Raw genomic sequence first — 22290 nt, forward strand, 5'->3', positions numbered from 1 at the left:
CTCACTCCACCCGCCCGCTCCGAATCTCCCTCTTCGGCTCGGGAGCCGTCCCCCGCGCTTTCGCCGCTTTCATCGCGGATTCCACAATTCGCTTCGCCTCCGCGAGTTGAGCTTCACTGAAGTATGGTGACGAACCAGCCCCCAGACGAATGCGTCGCTTGGCCTGCAGTTCGTCCCACGACATCCCGTTGCTCACATGCCACGCCGCGGCCTGGGCGGCTTCGGCCGATGCTCGGCCGCTCGACACGAGGGAGAGCAGTTCAGGGAGGACGGGGTCGGTGCTGAATTGATCCACCGGCACCAGGACGTAGTCGCTGGTCTGGCTCGGTTCGGGTTTGCCGTGCTCCAGGCAGACCGACGTCAGCGGAATCGAAACTCGCTTGCCGGCGGGAATCGAGAAGAAACCTCCCCCCAGGCCGCCGCCGACTCCGCCGCCACCGCCAATTCCTCCTTGACCGCCGCCAAGTCCCCCCTGCCCTCCTCCAAATCCGCCGCCGACGGACTGCTGACCGCCCCCCTGCCCGCCGCCGAGCCCTCCCTGGCCGCCTCCCAATCCGCCTCCCAATCCGCCTCCCCCAAGTCCGCCGCCACCGCCGAAACCGCCGCCGAACTGGTTGTGGATCGACGTCCCGACCACCGCGGCGGGAAGCTCAATCGTCAGCGGCTGATCGGTCTTGTTTTCAAGCAGGACGTTTCCGCCTAGGGCGTTGCGGGGGATCAACTTTGCAGAGATCCGGCCCTCCTCGATCGCAGCGAACATTTCCACGCGTTCTGCGGCGGGGTTGAATCGCGGCTGAGTGATCACCCCGCTTGCCGATTTCTTCGCGGCCAGTCCCGGCTGCGCCGCCAGTCCCAGCACGACCAGACTCGCCAGACACCACCGCACGACAGACGGAAAGGACATGACGCTTTCTCCGGGATATGGAACCAGACCGGCCGGTCGACGACCTGCCGATGATTGCAGAGATTCTCGCGGCGGTCAGCGGTGGGCGTCTGTGAGGGGATTCACAATCCCGCGAGAATTTCGGCTCGCCAGACAGCGCCGGAGGAACCGGCTACAATGCCGGTTCCTCGCGGAAATCCCCCCGGCGTGGTGGGGAATCTCCGCAGTTGATCGGCCGCTCAGGAAACCCGGACTCCACGATGTCTACGCTCGATACCTGGCTGCAGGACTATGTCACGAAGCAGCGCGAAGTCTACGCCGCCCTGCCCCTCGATCAGGTCGCCGCGATCATCGATCTGCTCCGCGACGCCCACGCCAAGGGCTCGCAGGTCTTTGTGTTCGGCAACGGCGGCAGTGCAGCGAATGCGTCGCACTTTGTGACCGACGTCGGCAAGGGTTCCTCCGACGCCCTCGGCAAGCGGTTCCGCATCCTGTCGCTCAACGACAACACCGCCTGGATGACGGCGCTCGGGAACGACTACGCCTACGAAGACGTCTACCTCCGGCAGCTTCAGAACTACGCCCAGCCCGGCGACGTCGCCCTCTGCATGAGCGTCAGCGGCAATTCGCCCAACCTGGTCAAGGCCATGAAGTGGGCCGGTGAGAACGGCGTCCACACCGTGGGACTGGTCGGGGCGAAACGGGGTAGTCTCGCTGAGATCTGCGAGCACGTCCTCGTCGTGCCGGACACTCACTACGGCCGCGTCGAAGACGCCCAGATGACGATCTGCCACATGCTGGCCTATGCCTTCATGGAGCAGACTGCCGGGGTGGTGGCATGAACCTGTCAAACAATCCACGCTGGCCCAGCGCCGAACTCCCCGCTCCGCTGACGCCCCGTCCGGAAATCAGCCACGTCCTGTTCGACTTCGACGGCACCTTGTCGCTGATTCGGCAGGGCTGGCCCGAAGTGATGGTCGGGATGTTCGTCGAGATGCTGCCGCGACTGCCGTCGGACACCGACGAGTCGCTCGAAAAACTGGTCCTCGACGACATCATGAGTCTCAACGGCAAGCAGACGATCTATCAGATGATGCAGCTCGCCGAGCGCGTCAAGGAACGGGGGGGCGAGCCCCGCGAACCGCTGTGGTACAAGCACGAGTACCTCCGCCGGCTGGAACTGAAAATCGCGAACCGGACTTCGGGCATCGCCGACGGGTCGATTCCGCGCGACGAGTATCTGGTCCATGCCGCCCGGCCGTTCCTCGATCACCTGAAGGCCTGCGGCCTGACGCTGTATCTGGCCAGCGGCACCGACGAATACGCCGTCCGGCGGGAAGCCGAGCTGCTGGGGGTCCTCGACGATTTCGGCCCGCACGTCTACGGTGCTCAAGACGACTTCGCCAAGTTCTCCAAGAAGATGATCATCGACAAGATCCTGCAGGAGAACCAGATCCCCGGCGGCCATCTGCTGTCGTTCGGCGACGGGTACGTCGAGATCCAGAACACGCACGAGGTCGGCGGCTTCGCGGTCGCGATGGCGACCGACGAGGCCGCGAACGGATCCGGCAGGATCGACCCCTGGAAGCGAGAACGACTCCTGGGGGTCGGGGCAAACGTCGTGCTCCCCGATTACCGCGATGCAATCGCACTGGTCGATTATCTGCTGGGACGGACGGTATGAACGTCACACCGCTCGATCTCAGCAAATTGAAAGTCTTCCCGCTCAGCGAACGGCAGAGCCTGACGCGGGCGGATGAGATACTGATCGATCCCGATCAGCCTCCGAAGGCCTGCCCGGAACGGCTGATCCCGACGATCCAGGACTGTGCGGCCAGAATCCGGGCCGCCCGTCAGCGCGGGGCGTCGGTGATGCTGATCTACGGAGCGCACCTGCTGCGAAACGGGTCCGCGCAGATTCTTTCCCGGATGATGGGCAACGACTGGCTGACGCACCTGGCGACCAACGGGGCCGGGACGATTCACGACTGGGAGTACGCCTGGTTCGGCGCGTCGACCGAGAGCGTCGAGATGAACGTCGCCAGCGGCACGTTCGGCACCTGGCACGAAACCGCGACCAACATTCACCTGGCGATCATGGCCGGGGCGCTGGATGGCCTCGGCTACGGTCGAGGGCTCGGCCGGCTGATTCACGAAGATGGCGTCGTGCTCCCTTCGATCGAAGAATTAGCCGCGGCGATCTCCGCGGAGCCGGCCCATCCGCTGACGTCTGCACGGGCCGACTTGCTGCAGGCCATGCGGAGCCAGGGCTGGCCGGCCGGTCGGATTGCGATCAATCACCGCTGGAAGCATGCGTCGATCCTGGCCCAGGCCTGGAAGCACAACGTCCCGCTGACGGTTCACCCCGGCATCGGCTACGACATTATCGCCAATCACCCGGTCTTCAGCGGCAGCGCGATCGGCCGGGGGGCCGAGTGGGACTTCAAACTCTTCGGCGGCTCGGTCGAAGGGCTCGACGGCGGCGTGGTGCTCTCGGTCGGCTCGGCGATCATGGGACCGCAGGTCTTCGAGAAGAGCATCAGTTGCGTCAATAACCTCCGGCTGCAGAGCGGCCGGCCGGTCGTGCGCGATCATTCGATCTACGTGGTCGATCTGCAGGACGGCGGCAACTGGGACTGGACGCAGGGGGAGCCGCCCAAGACCAACGCCGCCTACTACCTCCGGTTCTGCAAGAGCTACTCCCGCATGGGGGGGGCGATGCATTATCTGCAATGTGACAACGCGACCTTCATCCACAACCTGTACCACGAGTTGAACCGCGCATGAATCGCGAACGATTCCAGCAGATCACCGGCCGGTATCGGGACCTCAAGATCGCCATCGTCGGCGACTTCTGCCTTGACCGGTATCTGGAGATCGACCCCGCCCGGTCCGAAATCTCGATCGAAACCGGACTGCCGGTCCATAACGTCGTGCGCGTCCGCAGCCAGCCGGGAGCGGCAGGGACGATCCTCAATAATCTCGTGGCGCTGGGGATCGGTGAGATCTTTGCGGTCGGCTTCTGCGGCGAGGACGGTGAAGGTTTCGAGTTGAAGCGGGCTCTCGCGGCCCAGCCTGGCGTCAATCTTGAGCACTTTGTGACGACGCCTTTGCGTCGGACGTTCGTGTACTGCAAACCGCTGGTCCTGGAGGCGGGACAGCCGCCGCGGGAACTGAACCGGCTCGACTCCAAGAACTGGACGGAGACTCCGGAGGAACTGCAACGGGACCTGGCGTCGCGGGTGGCGGCGCTGGCGGGCCGGGTCGACGCGATGATCCTGATGGACCAGGTCGACATTGCGGAAACGGGCGTCGTGAGCGGCCCCGTGGCGAATGCCGCCCGCGCCGCGGTCGTCGGCCGGCCCGATCTGCTGGTCCTCGCTGACAGCCGCCGCGGCGTGCAGCATTTTCCCCCGCTGGGATTCAAGATGAACGCCGCCGAACTGGCCAAGCTGAGCGGATCGGCCACGGAATCGCTGCAGGCCGTGCAGGCCCAGGCGGCGGAGCTGGCGACAAAAAACGGCCAGCCGGTCTTCGTGACGCTCGCCGAGCAGGGAATCGTCGGAGCAGCGCCGGGCCGACCGGCCGAGCACATTCCGTCCTATCCGGTCCGCGGTCCGATCGACATCGTGGGGGCCGGCGACGCCACGATGGCCAACCTGACCGCAGCCCTCGCAGGCGGAGCCGACATCCCCGAAGCCATGCAGCTCGCCATGACCGGCGCATCGCTGGTGATCCACCAGCTCGGCACGACAGGCACGGCGTCAGTTGCGCAACTGGCGGAACTGTTGGAGGAGGGGGTAATGAGAAGCGAGTAGGCAGAGAAATGGGCTGATCGCTTATCGCGGGTCGCTGATCGCCAGAACGGAAATCGCGAGCAAAGCCTCCCCCCGTCTGGCGATTCGCGATCAGCGATAAGCGATCAGCCTCTTCCTTTCGACATTCTCACTCTCCCCAGCTTCCACCGTGCACGCCGATCCCCGCCCGGCTACACTGAACCCCATCCCGAACTGACAAGAAACACTTCCGAGGAGCACCGTATGCATTGCTTCGTTCTGGGTTTGACGCTGATCGCGGCCTGCACGACGCTGGCCGTCGCGGACGATACGCCGGTCAAGTGGGAGCGGATCGCTCTCGAAGACATCTTCCGCTCCGAAGGCGTCACTGTCGCCGACATCAATAAGGACGGCCGGCTCGACGTGGTCAACGGCGAAGCCTGGTACGAGAACCCGGGGGACGAGAAGCTCTACAAGGCCGGCGCGTGGACGATGCATGAGTATCGGGCCGACGGCGTCAAGCGGTACATCGGCGACGGCGGGTACAGCCGGAGCTTTGCGCTGTGGGCGTACGATGTCAGCGGAGACGGCTGGCAGGATCTCATCGTCATCGGCTTTCCCGGCATTCCCTGCCACTGGTTCGAGAATCCGCAGAACAAGCCCGGTCCGTGGAACCAGTATGAAATCTGGCACAGCGCGGCCAACGAGTCCCCGCAGTTCGCCGACATGACCGGCGATGGCAAGCCGGAACTGGTGATGTCGTCCGAGACCGAGCAGATGATCGGTTATCTGGAGATTCCCGCGGCGGACAAAGCCCGCGAGAAGTGGACGTACACGAAGGTCAACGACGAACCGCTCGGACCGCAGCTCGGCCACCGCTATTACCACGGCCTGGGGGTCGGAGACGTCAACGGCGACGGCCGGCAGGACATCGTCATTCCCCACGGCTGGTGGGAACAGCCGGCCAAGCCGGGTCAGGGGCCGTGGACGCTGCACAAGCACGTTCTGAAAGGGGATGGCGTCGGCGATCCGGAGACGGGTTCTGACATCCACGTCGATGACCTCGATGGCGACGGCGACATGGATCTGCTGATGAGCGCCGCCCACCACATCGGCGTCTGGTGGTTCGAAAACCTCGGCGGATCGCCCGATCCGAAGTTCAAGCAGCATGTGATCGACGGGACCTTCTCGCAGACGCATGCCCTGCACTACCAGGACGTCAATGGCGACGGCGTCAAGGATCTGATCACGGGCAAGCGGTTCTACGCCCACGGCTCCAAGGGAGATCCCGAGCCGGGCGCCCCGGTCATCATGGTCTGGTACGAAATCCTCAAGACGAAAGGCCAGCCGCAGAAGTTCGTCCGGCACCAGATCGACGCCGGCAACGACACCGGCGTGGGAACGCAGTATTACTTCGGCGACTTCGACGGCGACAAGCTGCCGGACATCGTGCTGTCAAACAAGAAGGGCACGAACGTCTTGCTGCAGAAGAGGTAGCTTATCGCGGATCGTGCATCGCGGATCGCCAGAGCAGAGGGCGGCCGAACCATGCGTTCGAGCCGCCCTCTGCTTCTTTTTTCTTCTCACTAGCCACCAGCCACTAATCACTAGCCACTTCCCTATGTTTTCCCGGCGTCCACAGCACATCGGCTTTGCCGCCGTCGTTGGCGAGGCGGGCGAGGACGAAGAGCAGGTCGGAGAGGCGGTTGAGGTAGATGACCGCCTGCGGATTGACCCGTTCGCGGGCGACGAGATCCAGGACGCCGATCTCGACCCGCCGGCAGACTGTGCGGGCCAGATGCAGGTGGGCGGCGGCGGGGCTGCCGCCGGGCAGGATGAAGCTGGTGAGCGGTTCGAGCTGGTCGGTCGCGGCGTCGATCCAGCGTTCGAGCTGGGTCACCTGCGGCTCGGTCACGCGGAGGGGCGGGTATTCGGGGGGCGTGTCGCTCTCGGGGACGCAGAGGTCCGCCCCCAGGTCGAACAGATCGTTCTGGATGTGCATCAGCATGGCCTGCATCGCATCGGGCAGACCGGCGGCGATGGCGACGCCCAGGACCGAGTTCAGCTCATCGACGCCGCCGTAGGCCCCGATCCGCGGATGCGTCTTGGGGACTCGCCGGCCATCTCCCAGCGACGTTTCTCCGGCGTCGCCGCTCTTCGTATAAATGCGATTCAAGTACACCATGCAGCAGTCCTTGCGTCCGTGATCGGTCAGGCGGGTATTGTTGCAGGCTCGCGCCGAATGACCAGCCCGGGATCGGGCGGCGATTGAAAGCGAGCGGCTGATCCGGCAGGCTGACGCCCGCTGGAATCAGGAGTTTGTACCGGAGCGAGTTCATGTCGGGCCACACCGTTTGCGTCCTGGTCTGTGGGTGCTGCCTGCTGCTGCCGGCGGCCGTCGCGTCCGCAGAGGAGCCCGCAGCGCCGCGCGGTTCGTTGATGTTGATCGGCGGTTCCGAGCGGGACTCGAACGAGCTGCTGTGGTCGGAGCTGACTCGACTGGCGGGGGGCAAAGGGGGGAAGGTGGCGGTCTTTCCGACGGCCAGTTCCTTTCCCGAGCGGACTGGCCGGCTGTTCGCCGCTCACCTGCGGACGCTGGGTCTCGAACCGTTCGTCGTCCCAGCCTCTCCGTTCCTGCCGGACGTGGATGACCGTCAGGTGGTCCGCGACCCGGAGTGGATCGAGCGGGTCAGAGGGGCGGATGCGGTGTTCCTCGCCGGCGGCGAACAGGCCCGCTATCGCCGGGTACTGGTGGGGGAGGATGGCGTTGAAACGCCGCTGCTGCAGGCGATCCGGCACGTCTATCAGCGGGGGGGGCTCGTTGCCGGGACGAGCGCCGGGACGGCGATTATGAGCCGGATCATGTTCATTGATGCGGAGCAGATACTGCCCGTACTGCAGCACGGCGCCCGGATGGGGCGGGAGGTCGATCGCGGGCTGGGTTTTCTGCCGACGGACTGGTTTGTCGACCAGCATTTTCTGACGCGCGGCCGGTTCGGCCGGTCGCTGGTGGCGATGCAGACGTATGGCTTTCCGTATGGACTGGGCATCGACGAGGACACGGCGCTGGTGATCGAACAGGGCCAGCGGGCGCGCGTCGTCGGCTATCGTGGCGTCGTCGTCATGGACGCTTCCACCGCCGTGATTGATTCTGACGAGCCGCGATTCAACACCAGGAACATTCTGCTGCACTATCTCAGTCACGGCGACACCCTTGATCTCCGCGGGCGGCAGGTCGGCGTGGCGACTCAAAAGCGAGACGAACACCGGATCGATCCGCGGGCGCCGGGCTTCAAGCCGTACTACCAGCACAAGCAGTTCTACAGCGATATCTTCGGCAACACGCAGTTGCTGGACCTGATGTACAAGCTTGTCGACAGCCCCCACGAGGAGGCAATCGGTCTGGCGTTCGACGGCGCTGCCGCCCGCGAGGGATCGACGCCCGGCTTCGAATTCCGGTTTCAACGCGGCCCGGGGACGGTGAGCTGGGAATCGCCGGAGGCAATCGGGGATCCTTATACCGTTCTCAACGTCCGGCTCGACATCCGCCCGATCGCGATCCAGGGACCGCTCTATCGGTGAGGCCCCAATTCCTGTGGCTGTCTTATGCAGTGGGGAACGATATCGGGTGGCTGGGGTCGGTCGCTTTGGGCCGCCCCCAGCGAGGTGGCAAGAATCTGGGGGCTCGAAGACTCGACCCCAGTCACCCAGTTGCTCCAAGAGAAAATCCGCAGATTCGACGTTACGACACTACGGCGTCGGTCGCCCCAGCAGACCCCAATAGGCGTTGGCTTCCGGCGTCATCAGTTCGCGAAACGTCCGCACGATCGTCTGCCGGCCGAAGTCGAGGCCGTCGAGGAGCCCGGTCTCGCAGTCGGTCGCCGGGCCGGCGCTTCGCAGCGACAGCCAGAGGCAGTCGGGCTGACCTTCGACGGCTGGTCCCTGCGAGACGTCCGCGGTCAATTCACCTCGATCGTCGCGGAGCGGCCAGGTCCAGCGCAGCGAGAGTTGACTGACGCCTGTCGCGGACGTGGGAATCTGCAGTGGCGGAATCAGCCGGCAGAAGGTCCAGTCGGCGGGAGTCTGCCAGACGGTTCCCTGAGGGATGCGATTGATGTAGCCGACGCTCCACGCGGCAGCTTTCAACTCGGAGCGGCAGCCCTGCAGCGCGACCCATGCTGCGACGAAGCTGTCGCGGAGCGATTCGTAGTGGGGATAGCGGCCCCCTTCATAGCCCAGCCAGCTCACGCTGAGCGCCTGGCGGCCAAGGCGGATCCGACCGTCCTGGAGCAGGTTGTTCAAGGTCCAGACGCCGTGCTCGGCCTCCGGAGCGACGGTCCACTCGGCACCGAGCGTGGGCTGCAGGTTTCTGGCGATTTCGCCGACTTCCGCAAGCGGCGACTCCCAGTGGACGCAGAGGACGACTTCGACGACGGGCGGATGTTCGTAATCGGGGAGGGACGACGTGGGACCGAAAAGTGACGCGGCGCGCGGCGGGGGAACGACGGGGGACATGGCGGCGGCTCGTCGAACGGGGTTCGGGCGCACGGGCGGCGGTCATCCGCCCCTCCGGAGGGTCAGTGTAACGGCAGGGAACCAGTTCGACCACAACATTGCGCCGGCCGACTTCCGTCGGGGCGGAGCGGAAACTGCCGCAATTCAGCCTGCCGGCGAATCGCGCTTGATCGGGCGCGTGGAATTTCATGGAGAATTCGCGAACCTGAGATCGCCAGGTTGACCCTCGCATCGGACACGTCGATGCTGCAATAATCCGGAACGGGTCGATCGCTCTTCCGGCAACCGGCGGAGCGGGCCTTCGATCGAGTGTCCGGCCTGGTTGCGCCGCGAGCGTTCGCAGTCACAGAATTCAGGAGTCTCAAATGATCGAGCAGCTTCCCGAAAGTTCCGGCAAAGTCCTCGGTTTCAAGCTGTCGGGCAAACTGCACGACGAGGACTACAAATTGTTCGTGCCGGTCATCGACACCTCGGCGAGCGAGGGCAAAGTCCGACTGCTGGCATGGTTCCACGACTTTCACGGCTGGGACATGCACGCGCTGTGGGACGACACAAAGTTCGCCACGACGCATTGCACGAAGTTCGACCGGATTGCGCTGGTCGGTGATAAGGCCTGGGAGAAGTGGATGGCCGCGATCTGCAAGCCGTTCACGATGGCGAAGATCCGGTACTTCGACGTCAGCGACATCGACGCCGCGTGGGCCTGGCTCCGCGAATAATCGACGACTGCGAGGATGCGGCGATTGCCCATAGGTTACGGCTTCCTGAGTCCGCCCCGTGCCGCTTGCGCCCGGGGGGGCTCGTTGTATCGCTTCAGGGCTGCCAGTACGATGACGAGGACTCTTTCAATCCCCGGGGCTGGAGGTCATCTTGAACACCCATGACGCAATTCGCGGCACGCTGGAAATGAGCACGTTCGTGCTCAAGGCATACGTCGGCGACCTCACGGATGTGGAGTTGCTCAATCGACCCGGAAAAGGCTGCAACCACCTGGCGTGGCAGCTCGGACATCTGATTTCATCCGAAGCCCACCTGTTGAACGCCATCAAGCCGGGCGCTGCCGCAGAGCTGCCGCAGGGATTTGTCGAACAGCACAGCAAGACCGCCGCGGGCGAAGACGATCCGGCGAAGTTCTGTTCGCTGCAGACGTATCTGGAGCTGTTCGAGAAAACCAACGCCGCAACGCTGGCGGCCCTGGCCACGTTCTCCGACGAAGATCTCGACGCGCCGTCTCCCGAGGATTACCGGAAGGTCTTCCCGACGGTCGGATCGATCTTTCTGCTGATCGCCACCCATCCGATGATGCATGCCGGCCAGGCGGTCCCCGTCCGTCGGGCGCTGGGCAAGCCGGTCGTGATGTAACGCAGATGCCGCGCTGCGCCGTTAACCCTCTTCGTGTCGAACCTGGTGCGGGCGCTGGCGCCTGTAGTCGCTGGGCGGCGGTTGCGGTTGGGATCTGCGGGGGCTTCGCGGGCGGTTCGTATTTCTTGCGGAGGGAACCCCGACTCCGCTTGTCGCGACGATCGGACCGGTCGACGAGTGCCGTCGACAGCCGTGCCGTCAGCGTTTTCCCCGCGGCAGAACGCAGATCCGGCCGCGACAACGACCGGCTTCTGCTTGCCTCAACCGTTCGGCGTGAGTCCCCACATCCTGCGCGATCTCCCCTAAACATTCGCGCCCGCCCCGCCCCCCCAGTCCATGCCGATCCTGAATCAGTTCCGCCAATTGGGGGAAATGTCGCCAGTTGACAGACTCGTTTCGCCAAGGGCCCGGTGCCGTCCGCAGCAGAACTCACCATCCGGCCCGATCGCGGCCCGACCTCGCGCAACGCCTCTTCCATCGCCGCCGCCGCCGATCCCGGCAGTTCGCGCTCCACCATCTCGACTTCCCCCCCGTCAATTTTCACCGTAATCTGAACCAGCATGGGATGCCCTGCTTGGGTTCGCGAAGTTCCCAATCCCGCAATCGGAAATGCACACCCCATCAAGAGTATTCTTTTGTCCAAACCCGCGCCCGCCAATTAGCGGATGCACCCGGCCGGCCTCACTGACCGCCCAACCGGCACCGTTCGAAAGGTTCTTCCCGGTGATTCGTTCGTTTCTTTTTGACATGGGCAACGTGCTGGTCCACTTCAGCCACGACCGGATGTGCCAGCAGATGGGGCTGTTGTGCGGACGGAGCGGCGACGACATTCGTCGCCTGCTGCTGGACTCCGGCGTGCAATGGAATTTCGAGCGGGGGCTGATGTCCGCGGAGGACTTTCACCGTCGATTCCAGGAGATCGTCGGCAAGGGAGTCGAGTTCCAGGATCTGATCGATGCCGCGTCGGACATTTTCGAATTGAACCGCGAAATTGTGCCGGTGCTCGACGGACTGAAGAAGAACGGCTATCGGCTGGTGCTGCTGTCGAACACGAGCGTGTGGCATTTCGAGTTCATCAAGAAGCGGTTCGACGTGCTGAATCGTTTCGACCGGTTCGTGGTCTCGTACGAGGCCGGGGCGATCAAACCGGAGCCGGCGATTTTCGAGCAGGCCCTGGAAGTCATTCACTGCGTGCCGCAGGAATGCTTCTACACCGACGACATTCCGTTGTATGTCGAAGCCGGGCGCAAATTCGGCCTGGACGCCGAGGTGTTTACCGACGTCGACCGGCTGAAGAAGCAGTTGCAGGTCCGGCGGGTGAAGCTGCTGTAGGGGACGCGGAGAAGACGTCGAGAGTCTGGAGACGAGAGTCCAGAGCCAGAGAAGTTCTCGTGGGCGGCATCTGCTCCTGGCGATCAGCGATCAGCTTCTTCCTCCGGCCGTTCGCGACTCCCATTCACTTCTCGCTCATTCAAGGCGCTTCCGGGTTTCAATGCCGCACGAATCGCCCGCCGACTCCTTCGGCGCCACCAGAATCCGGTCGCGAGTGATGCACTCCACGTCGCCGTCCAGCAGCATCGGCTCATGATCCCCGGCTGACATCACGAACCCGAAATCGGACCACTCGGGACGCTGCAGCAGTTCGGCGGCCAGCTCCTCGGCGATCAACTGCGTGTCGCCGACGAAGTTCAGGAAGACCAGCTTCGTCCGGAAGAAGTCATAGAGCACATACACGTCGTCCAGACTCGACAGGCCGCGCGACTTGAGCAGCCTGGCAAAGGCCTCGGCCAGCGCCTCGTGCCGCTTGCAGATCGCCTCTTCGGCGGGCGTCCCTCTCAGTGCCGGATCGTAGTAGAACGTCGCCCGCATGAACCGGTCGTAGTCGTCCCGGCTCATGAGCTGTCGCGGAAGCATGGCAGACTCTCCAGGATCGTCGGCAGTGCGCTTCCCGACAGGTTCATCGGCCCGCCAGCAATCGTCAAGGACTTTCTCAGGATGTGCAATCACCGGAAAGCCAGATTCCGTGGCACGGAGCGGAGCCCATCCGGCCGAACGATTCCGGTCTGGCGACTCCGCATTGCCCGCCTCCAGTCGGGATTCGGATTTCGCACCTTGCCGCATATACACATGCACCCGATCATCTCCAATCCCCCGAACCCGACCCACCCCGTTCACCCTCACGGTTTCACAGATTTCGGCACTCCTGCCGCCTGGCGGTCGATAGAATAGAGAGTCGCCTGTCTCCGCCCGCGGAACGCCCGCGCGGCGATTGAACCGCTGCTTGAGAGAATCTCCCATGTCGACGACCGCTCCGCCGGGAAACTCGTCGCAATATGTGGACTTTGACGAATACGTCGAGTTCCAGCTCGAAAAAACCCGGTCCTCCATCCGCTGGACCGACCTGCTGACCGCCGGCGCAGCCGTGGTCGCCGGGTTTCTGGGCTACCTGTTCGTCTTCGTCGTCCTCGACCAGTGGGTGATTCCCGGCGGATTCAACCGGTTGACGCGGACGGTGCTCCTGTTCGTCTGGCTGGCCGGGACCGGCGCCTGGCTGTTCATGAAGCTCGTCCGGCCGTGGCTGAAGCGGATCAACCGCCTGTACGCGGCCCGCGAACTCGAACGGGCCGAGCCCGGACTGCACAGCAGCCTGCTGAATCTGATCGATCTGCGCGACGCCGGACGGACGATCAATCCGGCCGTCCTCAAGACGCTGCAGCGGCAGACTGCGGTCCGGCTGTCGGAAATGGACCTGACGCAGGCGGTGGATCATCGCGGTCTGATGCGGGCCAGCTATGGGCTGCTGATCGTGGTGGTGTCGCTCTGCCTGTATGCCCTGCTTTCTCCCAAGAAGATTTCCGCGTCGCTGTGGCGCGTGCTGCCGACCAGCAACGTCGCCGTCGCCACGCGGACGGAGATTTTCTCGGTCACGCCGGGCAGCACGAAAGCGACGGCGGAACTGCCGCTGGAGGTGACCGTCGAGCTGCGGGGGCAGTTGCCACCGGAAGCCCAGGTGCTTTACAGCACGGCGGACCAGAAATACCTCGACCAGCCGGTGGCGCTCCGTCCGGAACAGGAAGGGAGCGGCCGATATACGGGGTCGATCTGGGGTGAGAACGGCAAAGGGGTGCTGCAGGATTTCACCTACCGCGTGGTGGCGGGCGATGCAGTCTCCGAGACCTATCGCGTCGCCGTCGAGCAGCCGCCGTCGGCGACGATCGAACAGCTCCGACTGGAGTTCCCCCCCTACATGCAGCTTGAGCCGCAGGTCCTGACGGGGGGGAACATCGACAGTTGGGAGGGGGCGAAAGTTGTGCTGCAGGCCCGGACGAACCGGGAGATCCGCAGCGCGAAGATCGAGTTCCGCGACAAGCCGGCCGAAGGGCCGAATGGCGAAGAGCTGGCCCTGCACGTCGTCGAAGGTCGACAGCTCCGAGGCGAATGGACGCTCAAACTCCCCGCAACCGGCGAGGCGATCAGTTACTACTCGATCCGTTGCCACACTGAGGATGGGCTGACCGAGAAGGACCCCACGGTCTACAGCCTGAAGGTCCGTCCGGATCAGGCGCCCGAAGTGGTCCTGCTCCAGCCGGAACGCGATCTGGAAGCGCCGGCGAATGCGGTGATTCCGCTGATCGTGCAGGCGAAGGACCCCGACTTCGAACTGGGACCGATCCGGCTGCAGGTCGAGAAGGCGGGAGAAGTGATTCATGTGCAGCCTTTGTCGCCGGGCGGGCGTCCGCAGACGCTGCTCCGCAGCGAGTTGAACCTGGAGCCGTTCGGCCTGATGCCAGGGGATACAGTGGCGTTCTGGGTCGAGGCGACCGACAACCGCCAGCCGCGTCCGAATCGCAAGAACACACCCAAGCTGAAGATCACCGTTTCGAAGCCGGTCTCCGACGAGGAAGTTCGCCAGCAGCTCGCGGACGAGAAGAAGAAGCAGGAAGATCAACTGGCGGACGCGTCCGCCGAGCAGAATCGCGAGGGACGCGACGGCCGGCCGCAGGACGCGTCCGACAGCGATCCGCGCGCCCCGATACCGCCTGAGCCCGCTCCCGGCGAGGAGCGTCCGCCGGGCGAGCCGCCGCGGAATCCGAACGCCGGTCAACAGCCGGACGGCCAGGAGAAAGGTCCCGGCACGGAACCCGATCCGGGAAAACCGGGCGAGGCGGGCCGGCCGGGCGAGGCGACGGGTGGCAAGCCCGAAGATCGAAAGAACGAGGAGCGGCAGCCGTTGAGCCCGAAGGGCGAGGACGATCAGGAAGTCCTGAAGCTGCTCAACGAACAGCTCAACAAGCCGCCGCAGAAAGATCCGTCGAAGCCCAGTGAGGGCGATCAGCCGCCGGCCAATCAGCCAGAGAACAAACCGGGCAAGAAGCCGCCGATGCCGGGGACTCCGAAAGGGGGCGGGGCGGGGGATCAGTCGCAGCCGGGAGCGAAGCAGAAACCGGGCGATCAACCGGGGAGCGAGAAACAGCCCGGCGACCGTGGTACGGGCGATCAGTCGGTTGAGAGGCCCGGCAAACAGACCACGCCGAAGACTGGCGCCGATCAGCCCGATTCCCAGCCGACCGGAACTGAGCCTGGCGACAAGCCGCAACCCGGCGCCGAGAAACAGCCGGGGGGGAAACGCCCCGGTACAGAGCAGAAACCGGGCACGAAACCGGACGGCGAAAAGTCGTCGGACAAGCCCGACCAGCCGGGGAAGTCCGCAAGCAAACCGGGAGAGAAGCCTGCGAAGGGGAGCGAGAAGCCAGAGCAGCCCGGCGACCGGCCTGGCCAGGCTCCTGGCGAACAGCCCGGAGCGAAGCCAGGAAACAAGCCTGGTGAGAAGCCCGGAGCATCGACCGGGAAGCCTGAGTCGGCCGATTCGCCGACAGGCGATCAGCCAGGGCCATCGGCGAGCCAACCGGAAGACAAACCGGGGAAAGAAGGAACGAAGCCGGGCGAAAAGATGCCGGACGGAAAGTCCGGGACGACCTCGAAGACCGGTGAGAAATCGGCCGACCCGCCTAAGGGGACTGGAACGCCTGCTGAGGGCGAGAAGCAGCCGGGCGGGGAGGGGGAGTCGGCGGACAAGCCGGAGCCGGGCAAGCGTCCGGGAGATCCGAAAGGAACGCCTGGCAAGGGGACCGCTGCGGAACCGATGCCGGGCCAAGGGGACCCGGCCGGCGCGAAGCCGGCCGAGAAGGCGTACGACGAAACGGCGAGCAATCCGCCCGGGAAATCTGCGGACCAGAATCCGTCGGGCGGCGAACCCAAGGGTGGCAAGCCCGGCGATCCGCAATCCGCCAGACCGAAGTCCGCGCAGCCCCCGTCCGGTCAGACTTCCAAAGACCCGGCAGGAGCCGGTGAGCCGGGAGAAAGCCCCGAGAGTCCGCCCGGAGAGCCGGGCGGCAAGGAAACAGGTGAGGGTCCCGGGAAAGGGGATTCGACCTCGAAGCCGGGCAGCCGGCAGGGGGGCGATCCCAAACAGGAAACGAAGAACGCCAAGCCCGGCGACGGACGTTCGACCAAGCCGGGAGAACGTGGTGCGCCGAAACCGGGCGACGGAGATGCGGAAGGGGACCAGCCGGCCGAACCGGGTCAGCCGGGTTCAAAACCCAAGCCGGCTGCTGGCGGAAAACCAGGACAGACTGGGGAAGGAACCGACCCGCCCGAGGGCGCCCCGATGCCGGGCGAGTCGTCAGAGACCGGCACTAAGCCGGGCGCCAAGCCCGGTGAGAAACCCGCTGGCGAGAAGCCGGCAGGCGATCAACCCGAAGGCAAGGCCGAAGAAGGAGGCGCTCCGCAACCCGAGGGTCAAGAACCCGGTCAGAAGGGGGGCGAGAAGGGAGGCGAACAGCCCGGCGGCGGCAAGCAGTCGGGAGGCAAGAAAGGCGGCGGCAGTCCGGCGGGAGGAAAACCGGGGGAGAATCCCGGGGGCGCGCCTTCTCAGGGGCCGTCTCAGAACGCTCCGAAAACCGGCGGCCAGGGGGGGACGGGATCGACGGGCGCGTCGGATGGACCGGAAGTCGGTCCCGGCGATGCTCCGGACCCCGACTACAACCGGCAGGCCGCGGAACTGGTGCTGCGCAAGCTGCAGGACGATCTGGATCGGGGCGAAGTGAACCCGGAACTGCTGGAGAAACTCGGCTGGACTGAGGATCAGCTAAAGGGCTGGTCCGACCGGCTCGCGAAGCAACTGCAGCAGCAGCCGGCGGAAACGCCCGTCGACCGGGCTCGGCAGATGCAGTTCGAAGAGATGCTCCGACAGATCGATTTGCGCAAGAGTAACGCCGTCCGCTCGGGCGAGTCTCAGCCGACGCGGGAATTGCCGCAATCCGACTCGCGTCGGAGCGCCCCGCCTGCCGAGTATCGCGAAGCGTACGAGGCGTTTACGCGCGGGTTGTCGAAGCGGACGCCCGCCGCCGCAAAGCCTCCGAAAAAGTGACACTGTTCTGTGGAAATTCCTATCAGGTCCATGTCGGGTGGGCGAAGCCGGACCGAATCGCCGCCCCGGTGATTGAATGATTCGGGGCATCGCGAAGACGCTCCTGCCCCGGCCATGCGTCTCTCGCTGGTGACAAAAAAACGGACGTCCGGGACGTCGGGGAGAGTCTGGAGTGCCAGTCGAGATTCGGCAGGACGCCGAGGAAACCGTCATCAAGTTCGTCGGACGGCTGGACAGCTCCATCACGACGGAGGAGCGCAAGCGGCTCGTCGACCAGGTCCGTCCCGATTGCCACCTGGTGCTGGATTTTTCCTCGGTGACGTTTGTCTCGAGCATCGGCCTGCGGATGCTGTTGCTGCTGACGCATGAAGTCCACGCGCAGGGGGGCATTCTCGCCATCCGGAATGTTTCGAAGGATGTGCTGAACCTCGCCGATGCCGTCGGCTTTCTGCGCCTGTTTGAAGAGCCGGTCCTTCCCGAGCGCCGGCCGCATATCGCCCCGATGCCCCGCATCGACGTCTACCCCACGCGGTATTTCGGCGAGTACGCGTTGAGGCGCGGGTTTCCGTTTCCGTTCGGGGCCACGCCGGTTGCGCGCGGGGTGAATTTTTCCATCTTTTCCCAGCACGCCACGTCGGTGAATCTGGTGCTGCGCGAGCGGGGAACGTGCCGGCTGCTGGTGGAGATTCCGATCCCTCCCGAGTTCCGCATCGGGGACGTCTACGCCATTACCGTGTTCGACATCGACCCGGATGAAATTGAGTATGGCTTTCGCGTGGCGGGTCCGTCTGATCCGACCGACCGCCTCCGATTCGATCCATCAGTCATCCTGCTCGATCCTTCGGCCCGTTCGATCGGCGGGCGGGACGTGTGGGGCGTCTCATCGAGTTGCGGGCCTCAACCCTATTGGGCGCAGATCGTTCCGGAGGATTTCGACTGGGAAGGGGACCACGCGCTGGGGCTTCCGCTCGAAGAACTGGTCATCTATGAAATGCACGTGCGGGGCTTTACCCGCAGCCACTCGTCCGACGTTCGCTTCCCGGGCACGTTCGCCGGGCTGCGCGAGAAGATCCCCTATCTGAAGGAGCTGGGAGTCAACTGCGTCGAACTGATGCCGATCTTCGAATTCGACGAACTCGAAGTCACGCGGATCAACGCCGTCACCGGCGAGCGACTGTTCAATTACTGGGGTTACAGCACGGTCGGCTTCCATGCTCCCAAGGCGTCGTTCGCCGCATCGGGGCCGGTCGGCATGCAGGTCGACGAGTTCAAGGCGCTGGTGAAGGCGCTGCATCGCAACGGGATCGAGGTCTTTCTCGATGTCGTTTTCAATCACACGGCCGAAATGGGCGAGGATGGCCCGACGATTTCCTTCAAAGGACTCGATAACCGCACCTGGTACATGCTGCGGCCGGACGGGACCTATCTGAACTTCAGCGGTTGCGGCAACACGCTCAACTGCAACCATCCCGTCGTGCGGGATTTCGTCATCAACTGCCTGCGGTACTGGGTCTCCGAGTTCCACATCGACGGGTTCCGCTTCGATCTGGCCAGCATTCTGGGCCGGGCGCCGGACGGGACTCCGCTGGCGAATCCGCCGCTCCTCGAAGCGCTTGCCATGGATCCGATACTCAGCCGGACCAAGCTGATTGCTGAGGCCTGGGACGCCGGCGGACTGTATCAGGTCGGGACATTCCCGTCGTACGGCCGCTGGGCGGAGTGGAACGGCAAGTACCGCGACTGCGTCCGCCGGTTCCTCAAAGGGGACGACGGCATGGTCGGAGAGATGGTCCAGCGGCTCATTGGGTCGCCCGATATTTACCCCACCCGCGGACCGGCGGCGTCGGTCAATTTTGTGACCTGCCACGACGGCTTCACGCTCGCCGACCTGGTGAGTTACAACGAGAAGCACAACGCCGCCAACGGCGAAAACGGACTGGACGGGGCGAACGACAACAACTCCTGGAACTGCGGCGTCGAAGGCCCGACGGACGACGCGCTGATTGCGTCGCTGCGCCGACGGCAGATGCGCAACGCGCTGGCCATCCTGTTCCTGAGCCAGGGGGTCCCCATGATGCTGATGGGGGACGAATGCGGGCGGACCCAGCACGGCAACAACAACGCCTACTGTCACGACGGCCCGTTGACCTGGCTCGACTGGACGCTCATCGAGTCCAACGCCGATCTGTTCCGCTTCTGCCGGGAGCTGATCGCCTTCCGCGCCCGACACCCGGCCCTGCGGCACGTCCGCCACGTCGGCGCCGAAGGACTCCACGGGGAACGATTCGAAGTCACCTGGCATGGCACGGAGCCGCGGCAGCCGGACTGGTCGGCGCGCAGCCGGTCTCTGGCGATGCACGTCCATCTGCAGAACGGCGGTCCGGCCGACACGGTGTATGCCGCGTTCAATATGTTCTGGGGCGAGCTGACGTTCCGCCCGCCGGCGCCCCCCCAGGGGTGCCACTGGTGCGTGGCGATGGATACTTCGCTCCCGTCGCCGCTCGACATCGCGACGCCGGGGCACGAGCAGCCGCTGGCTCCGGGATCGACGTATCCCGTGGCCTCGCGCACGGTAGTGGTCCTGATTCCCCGGCTCAACGAATAACCGCCGGCCGATCGCGCGCCGGACTCAGTATGGGGGGATTTGCTCCCCGTCGTTGGGGTCGCCGAGCTTGCGCAGAATGTCGGGGTCGAGCGCGTTGGAGAGTGCGCGGACGGATCCGTCCGCCAGCACCACGAGCACGACTCCCTGGTGCGGCGAGCCGAACGCGTCGGGGCCGCCGCCGAGGCCAGCCGCCGCGTCGCGGAGATTGGAGGGGTCGGCCCACGGTTTGAAACCGCCGTCGACGGTCCCCGCCAGGATCGTGCTGGACGAACCGTCGCGGATGTCGCGCAGGTGCATGCCTCCGAGAGGGGTGACGAGGGCCGCGTTGCCGGCGAAATGGGCGACGGCGTAGCCGCGCGAGTCGGGCTGCATCGGCGGGAGCGAGGGATTGAGATAGACCGCCAGCGGCGTCTGGAAACCTGCCTGCACCGGGTTCGCGTCCCAGGTCTTCGACACGTCGAGCGTGTTATAGAGGGGGGATTGCCCGACGAACGGCAGAATGTCGGTCATCCACGACTGCGGCTGCTGGCCGGGGGGCAGTCGTTCGCCTCCGCGCGGCGGAAATTGATTGAACGAGTCGTGAAAGTTGTGCTCGGCCAGCCCGATCTGTTTGAGATGATTTTTGACCTGCGTCCGGCGGGCCGCTTCGCGGGCCTGCTGGACTGCGGGCAGGATCAGTGCGAGACCGACCGGGCAGCAGAGGAGCGGCACGCAGCCGAGAGCGATCAGCACGAAGACCCAGACCGGCACGCCCGAAGAATGGTTGCGATTCATCGATTTCGCGGACCGACGACGTGAAGGAGCATCTTCGTAGTCCTCGATCTCGTCGTCAGCGTCGTCGTGCGACCGGGGCTTGCCGAGCCGCGATTCGCAATGCGGGCAGATTCGGGCACTGGCGGGAACGTGCTCCGCGCAGACGGGGCATTGCGGCATGAGCGACTTCCTGATTGCGTGGAATCACGTCTGACAAAGGGACGTTCACCATACGCCCTGCCCGAAGTCGCCGCAATCACCTGTCCGGGACGTTCAGAGCAGCTCGCTGGCCAGCTCCGCCAGGGCCGAGCGCTCGCCTTTTTCGAGCGAGATGTGGGCGTAGATCGGCTGGCCGACCATCCGGCTGATGAGGTAGCTCAGCCCGTTCGACCGGGAGTCGAGATAGGGATGGTCGATCTGGCGGATGTCGCCGGTGAAGACGATCTTGGTTCCTTCGCCGGCCCGCGTGATGATCGTCTTCACTTCGTGAGGCGTGAGGTTTTGCGCTTCGTCGACGATGAAGAAGACCCGTTGCAGGCTCCGGCCGCGGATGTAGGCGAGCGGGGTGATCTCGAGCTTGTGGTTTTCGAGCATATCCTGGATCCGCTGCGACGCTTCGCTGTCGCCGAGCTGGTGGCGGATGACGGTCAGGTTGTCGAAGAGGGGCTGCATGTAGGGGTCGAGCTTGGCTTCGATGTTGCCGGGCAGGAAGCCGAGGTCGCGGTTGCTGAGGGGGACGACCGGACGGGCCAGCAGGATCTGGCGGTAGCGCTGGCGGCAATCGAGGGCGGCGGCAAGGGCCAGCAGCGTTTTGCCGGAGCCGGGTTTCCCCGTCATCGAGACGAGCTTGATGTCGTCGTCGGTGAGCGCCCGCAGCGCGAACGCCTGCTCGGAATTGCGCGGCATGATGCCGTAGGTCGGCGTTTTCTCCACGCGATGCAGCGTCTGGTCCGCGGCCTTGTAGGTGGCCAGAACCGACTTGGACCCGTTGCGGAGGATGAAATTTTCGTTGGCGACCGGTTCGGTCACCTGCGGCACCTGGCTCAGCGGCACCCGGCCGCTCATGCCGGCGTAGAACGCGTCGACCAGTTCGGAGGGCATGTCGGTGATCAGTCGGCGGCCCGTGTAGAGTTTCTGGACGCTTTCGACTTTGTCCGTGCTGTAATCCTGGGCGGGCAGGCCCAGCGCCTTGGCCTTCATCCGCAGGTTGGTGTCTTTGGTGACGAGGATCGTGGGGCGGGAGGTTTCGTTCCGCTGCAGCGTGAGGGCGGTGTTGAGAATGCGGTGGTCGGGAGAATCCGACAGAAAGGCTTCGCGAAGCTGATCGCTGAACTCGCCGCCGAGGACGACGCGAATGGACCCGAGTCCCGGACCGAGCGGCACCCCCTCGGGCGACACCAGGTCGCCGGTGAGTTCATCGAGCTGGCGGACGAACGCCCGGGCCTGAAAGTTGATGTCGTCGTTGCCCTTTTTGAACTTGTCGATTTCCTCCAGGACGGTGATGGGGATGACGACGTCGTTGTCTTCGAAGTTCCGGAAGCAACCAGAATCGTGCAGAATGACATTGGTGTCGAGCACGAACAGTTTGGTCTGAACGGCCGGGACTTCGGGCATCGGCACCTCCATGTCTGTTGGGCGAGACGTGATCCGTTCGTCGCGAAAACCACCCTACCCCTGCGGGAATCGAGGCGTCAAGACCATTGGTGAAGAGTCGGTGAACATCGGCGCACGACGTTCGTCCTTGTGCCGCTTTCTTGCAGTCCGCCCGGCCCTGCGATAGACTCTCCCGTTCCGGTTTTGGCGGGCTGGCTCCTGCGCCGGGTGGATTATCCGCCTGCACGGAGCCTAATTCCTGCCAAGCCAATGAGTTGCAGCGACTGGAATCCGCGGGATTCAACCAGTTGCAGCACGCTTCTGAGAGCAACCGCGGTCCGGCGTCTCTCGAGCGGACGGCGTTTAGAATTTT

The 22290-nt window shown here is 64.6% G+C and carries 17 protein-coding genes; 11 read left to right on the forward strand and 6 right to left on the reverse strand.

What is annotated here, in order from left to right:
• Nucleotide 1: 1 nt before the first annotated feature.
• The gene (locus SH412_RS20020; RefSeq protein WP_336519790.1) at nucleotides 2-904 is read right to left on the reverse strand and encodes a hypothetical protein; all 903 of its coding nucleotides are present in this window, start codon (nucleotides 902-904) and stop codon (nucleotides 2-4) included.
• A 239-nt stretch (nucleotides 905-1143) separates the two neighbouring features.
• On the opposite strand from SH412_RS20020, the gene SH412_RS20025 reads away from it, so the two are divergent.
• The 5 genes from SH412_RS20025 to SH412_RS20045 all read left to right on the forward strand — a co-directional run bounded on the left by SH412_RS20025 (nucleotide 1144) and on the right by SH412_RS20045 (nucleotide 6156).
• Complete coding sequence (locus tag SH412_RS20025; RefSeq protein WP_336519791.1) at nucleotides 1144-1725, forward strand: D-sedoheptulose-7-phosphate isomerase; 582 nt, start codon at nucleotides 1144-1146, stop codon at nucleotides 1723-1725.
• Entirely contained in the window at nucleotides 1722-2567 is an 846-nt protein-coding gene (locus SH412_RS20030) for an HAD family hydrolase (protein ID WP_336519792.1), read from the forward strand. The genes SH412_RS20025 and SH412_RS20030 overlap by 4 nt, the downstream gene beginning before the upstream one ends.
• A complete protein-coding gene (locus tag SH412_RS20035) occupies nucleotides 2564-3670 on the forward strand; it encodes a GSU2086 family protein (RefSeq protein WP_336519793.1) in 1107 nt (368 codons plus the stop codon). The genes SH412_RS20030 and SH412_RS20035 overlap by 4 nt, the downstream gene beginning before the upstream one ends.
• Complete coding sequence (locus tag SH412_RS20040) at nucleotides 3667-4701, forward strand: bifunctional heptose 7-phosphate kinase/heptose 1-phosphate adenyltransferase (protein ID WP_336519794.1); 1035 nt, start codon at nucleotides 3667-3669, stop codon at nucleotides 4699-4701. The genes SH412_RS20035 and SH412_RS20040 overlap by 4 nt, the downstream gene beginning before the upstream one ends.
• 222 nt (nucleotides 4702-4923) lie before the next feature.
• The gene (locus SH412_RS20045) at nucleotides 4924-6156 is read left to right on the forward strand and encodes an FG-GAP repeat domain-containing protein (RefSeq protein WP_336519795.1); all 1233 of its coding nucleotides are present in this window, start codon (nucleotides 4924-4926) and stop codon (nucleotides 6154-6156) included.
• A 103-nt stretch (nucleotides 6157-6259) separates the two neighbouring features.
• Here SH412_RS20045 and SH412_RS20050 read toward each other — a convergent pair whose 3' ends face one another.
• Nucleotides 6260-6844 carry a cob(I)yrinic acid a,c-diamide adenosyltransferase gene (locus SH412_RS20050; protein ID WP_336519796.1) on the reverse strand — a complete coding sequence of 195 codons (585 nt, stop codon included), beginning with the start codon at nucleotides 6842-6844 and terminating at the stop codon, nucleotides 6260-6262.
• Between the two features lie 152 nt (nucleotides 6845-6996).
• Here SH412_RS20050 and SH412_RS20055 point away from each other — a divergent pair, with 152 nt between their 5' ends.
• Nucleotides 6997-8241, forward strand: coding sequence for a cyanophycinase (locus tag SH412_RS20055; RefSeq protein WP_336519797.1), 1245 nt, complete (start codon nucleotides 6997-6999; stop codon nucleotides 8239-8241).
• Between the two features lie 168 nt (nucleotides 8242-8409).
• Here the strand turns inward: SH412_RS20055 and SH412_RS20060 are convergent, their stop codons facing one another.
• On the reverse strand, nucleotides 8410-9174 hold the full coding sequence (locus SH412_RS20060; RefSeq protein WP_336519798.1) for a hypothetical protein: 765 nt from the start codon (nucleotides 9172-9174) through the stop codon (nucleotides 8410-8412).
• A gap of 365 nt (nucleotides 9175-9539) precedes the next feature.
• On the opposite strand from SH412_RS20060, the gene SH412_RS20065 reads away from it, so the two are divergent.
• From SH412_RS20065 to SH412_RS20075, 3 genes are all read left to right on the forward strand, one after another.
• The gene (locus SH412_RS20065; RefSeq protein WP_336519799.1) at nucleotides 9540-9893 is read left to right on the forward strand and encodes a SpoIIAA family protein; all 354 of its coding nucleotides are present in this window, start codon (nucleotides 9540-9542) and stop codon (nucleotides 9891-9893) included.
• A gap of 151 nt (nucleotides 9894-10044) precedes the next feature.
• Complete coding sequence (locus SH412_RS20070) at nucleotides 10045-10536, forward strand: DinB family protein (protein WP_336519800.1); 492 nt, start codon at nucleotides 10045-10047, stop codon at nucleotides 10534-10536.
• A gap of 723 nt (nucleotides 10537-11259) precedes the next feature.
• Complete coding sequence (locus SH412_RS20075) at nucleotides 11260-11868, forward strand: HAD family hydrolase (RefSeq protein ID WP_336519801.1); 609 nt, start codon at nucleotides 11260-11262, stop codon at nucleotides 11866-11868.
• Between the two features lie 135 nt (nucleotides 11869-12003).
• On the opposite strand, the gene SH412_RS20080 is transcribed toward SH412_RS20075, so the two are convergent.
• Entirely contained in the window at nucleotides 12004-12450 is a 447-nt protein-coding gene (locus SH412_RS20080) for a hypothetical protein (protein WP_336519802.1), read from the reverse strand.
• A 382-nt stretch (nucleotides 12451-12832) separates the two neighbouring features.
• Between SH412_RS20080 and SH412_RS20085 the strand changes: the two genes are divergently transcribed.
• Together SH412_RS20085 and glgX are read left to right on the forward strand one after the other, a co-directional pair.
• Complete coding sequence (locus tag SH412_RS20085; RefSeq protein ID WP_336519803.1) at nucleotides 12833-16966, forward strand: hypothetical protein; 4134 nt, start codon at nucleotides 12833-12835, stop codon at nucleotides 16964-16966.
• A 172-nt stretch (nucleotides 16967-17138) separates the two neighbouring features.
• Nucleotides 17139-19571, forward strand: coding sequence for a glycogen debranching protein GlgX (gene glgX / locus SH412_RS20090; RefSeq protein WP_336519804.1), 2433 nt, complete (start codon nucleotides 17139-17141; stop codon nucleotides 19569-19571).
• Between the two features lie 24 nt (nucleotides 19572-19595).
• On the opposite strand, the gene SH412_RS20095 is transcribed toward glgX, so the two are convergent.
• Nucleotides 19596-20504 carry a DUF1559 family PulG-like putative transporter gene (locus tag SH412_RS20095; RefSeq protein ID WP_336519805.1) on the reverse strand — a complete coding sequence of 303 codons (909 nt, stop codon included), beginning with the start codon at nucleotides 20502-20504 and terminating at the stop codon, nucleotides 19596-19598.
• Between the two features lie 93 nt (nucleotides 20505-20597).
• Entirely contained in the window at nucleotides 20598-21938 is a 1341-nt protein-coding gene (locus SH412_RS20100; RefSeq protein ID WP_336519806.1) for a PhoH family protein, read from the reverse strand.
• Nucleotides 21939-22290: the final 352 nt, after the last annotated feature.

It is taken from the genome of Planctellipticum variicoloris, assembly GCF_030622045.1.
Lineage (GTDB): Bacteria > Planctomycetota > Planctomycetia > Planctomycetales > Planctomycetaceae > Planctellipticum > Planctellipticum variicoloris.

Excerpts from the sequence above, each read along its gene's own strand:
- SH412_RS20020 (WP_336519790.1), bottom strand. The coding sequence starts at position 904 with ATGTCCTTTCCGTCTGTCGTGCGGTGGTGTCTGGCGAGTCTGGTCGTG.
- SH412_RS20025 (WP_336519791.1), top strand. The coding sequence starts at position 1,144 with ATGTCTACGCTCGATACCTGGCTGCAGGACTATGTCACGAAGCAGCGC.
- SH412_RS20030 (WP_336519792.1), top strand. The coding sequence starts at position 1,722 with ATGAACCTGTCAAACAATCCACGCTGGCCCAGCGCCGAACTCCCCGCT.
- SH412_RS20035 (WP_336519793.1), top strand. The coding sequence starts at position 2,564 with ATGAACGTCACACCGCTCGATCTCAGCAAATTGAAAGTCTTCCCGCTC.
- SH412_RS20040 (WP_336519794.1), top strand. The coding sequence starts at position 3,667 with ATGAATCGCGAACGATTCCAGCAGATCACCGGCCGGTATCGGGACCTC.
- SH412_RS20045 (WP_336519795.1), top strand. The coding sequence starts at position 4,924 with ATGCATTGCTTCGTTCTGGGTTTGACGCTGATCGCGGCCTGCACGACG.
- SH412_RS20050 (WP_336519796.1), bottom strand. The coding sequence starts at position 6,844 with ATGGTGTACTTGAATCGCATTTATACGAAGAGCGGCGACGCCGGAGAA.
- SH412_RS20055 (WP_336519797.1), top strand. The coding sequence starts at position 6,997 with ATGTCGGGCCACACCGTTTGCGTCCTGGTCTGTGGGTGCTGCCTGCTG.
- SH412_RS20060 (WP_336519798.1), bottom strand. The coding sequence starts at position 9,174 with ATGTCCCCCGTCGTTCCCCCGCCGCGCGCCGCGTCACTTTTCGGTCCC.
- SH412_RS20065 (WP_336519799.1), top strand. The coding sequence starts at position 9,540 with ATGATCGAGCAGCTTCCCGAAAGTTCCGGCAAAGTCCTCGGTTTCAAG.
- SH412_RS20080 (WP_336519802.1), bottom strand. The coding sequence starts at position 12,450 with ATGCTTCCGCGACAGCTCATGAGCCGGGACGACTACGACCGGTTCATG.
- SH412_RS20085 (WP_336519803.1), top strand. The coding sequence starts at position 12,833 with ATGTCGACGACCGCTCCGCCGGGAAACTCGTCGCAATATGTGGACTTT.
- SH412_RS20095 (WP_336519805.1), bottom strand. The coding sequence starts at position 20,504 with ATGCCGCAATGCCCCGTCTGCGCGGAGCACGTTCCCGCCAGTGCCCGA.
- SH412_RS20100 (WP_336519806.1), bottom strand. The coding sequence starts at position 21,938 with ATGCCCGAAGTCCCGGCCGTTCAGACCAAACTGTTCGTGCTCGACACC.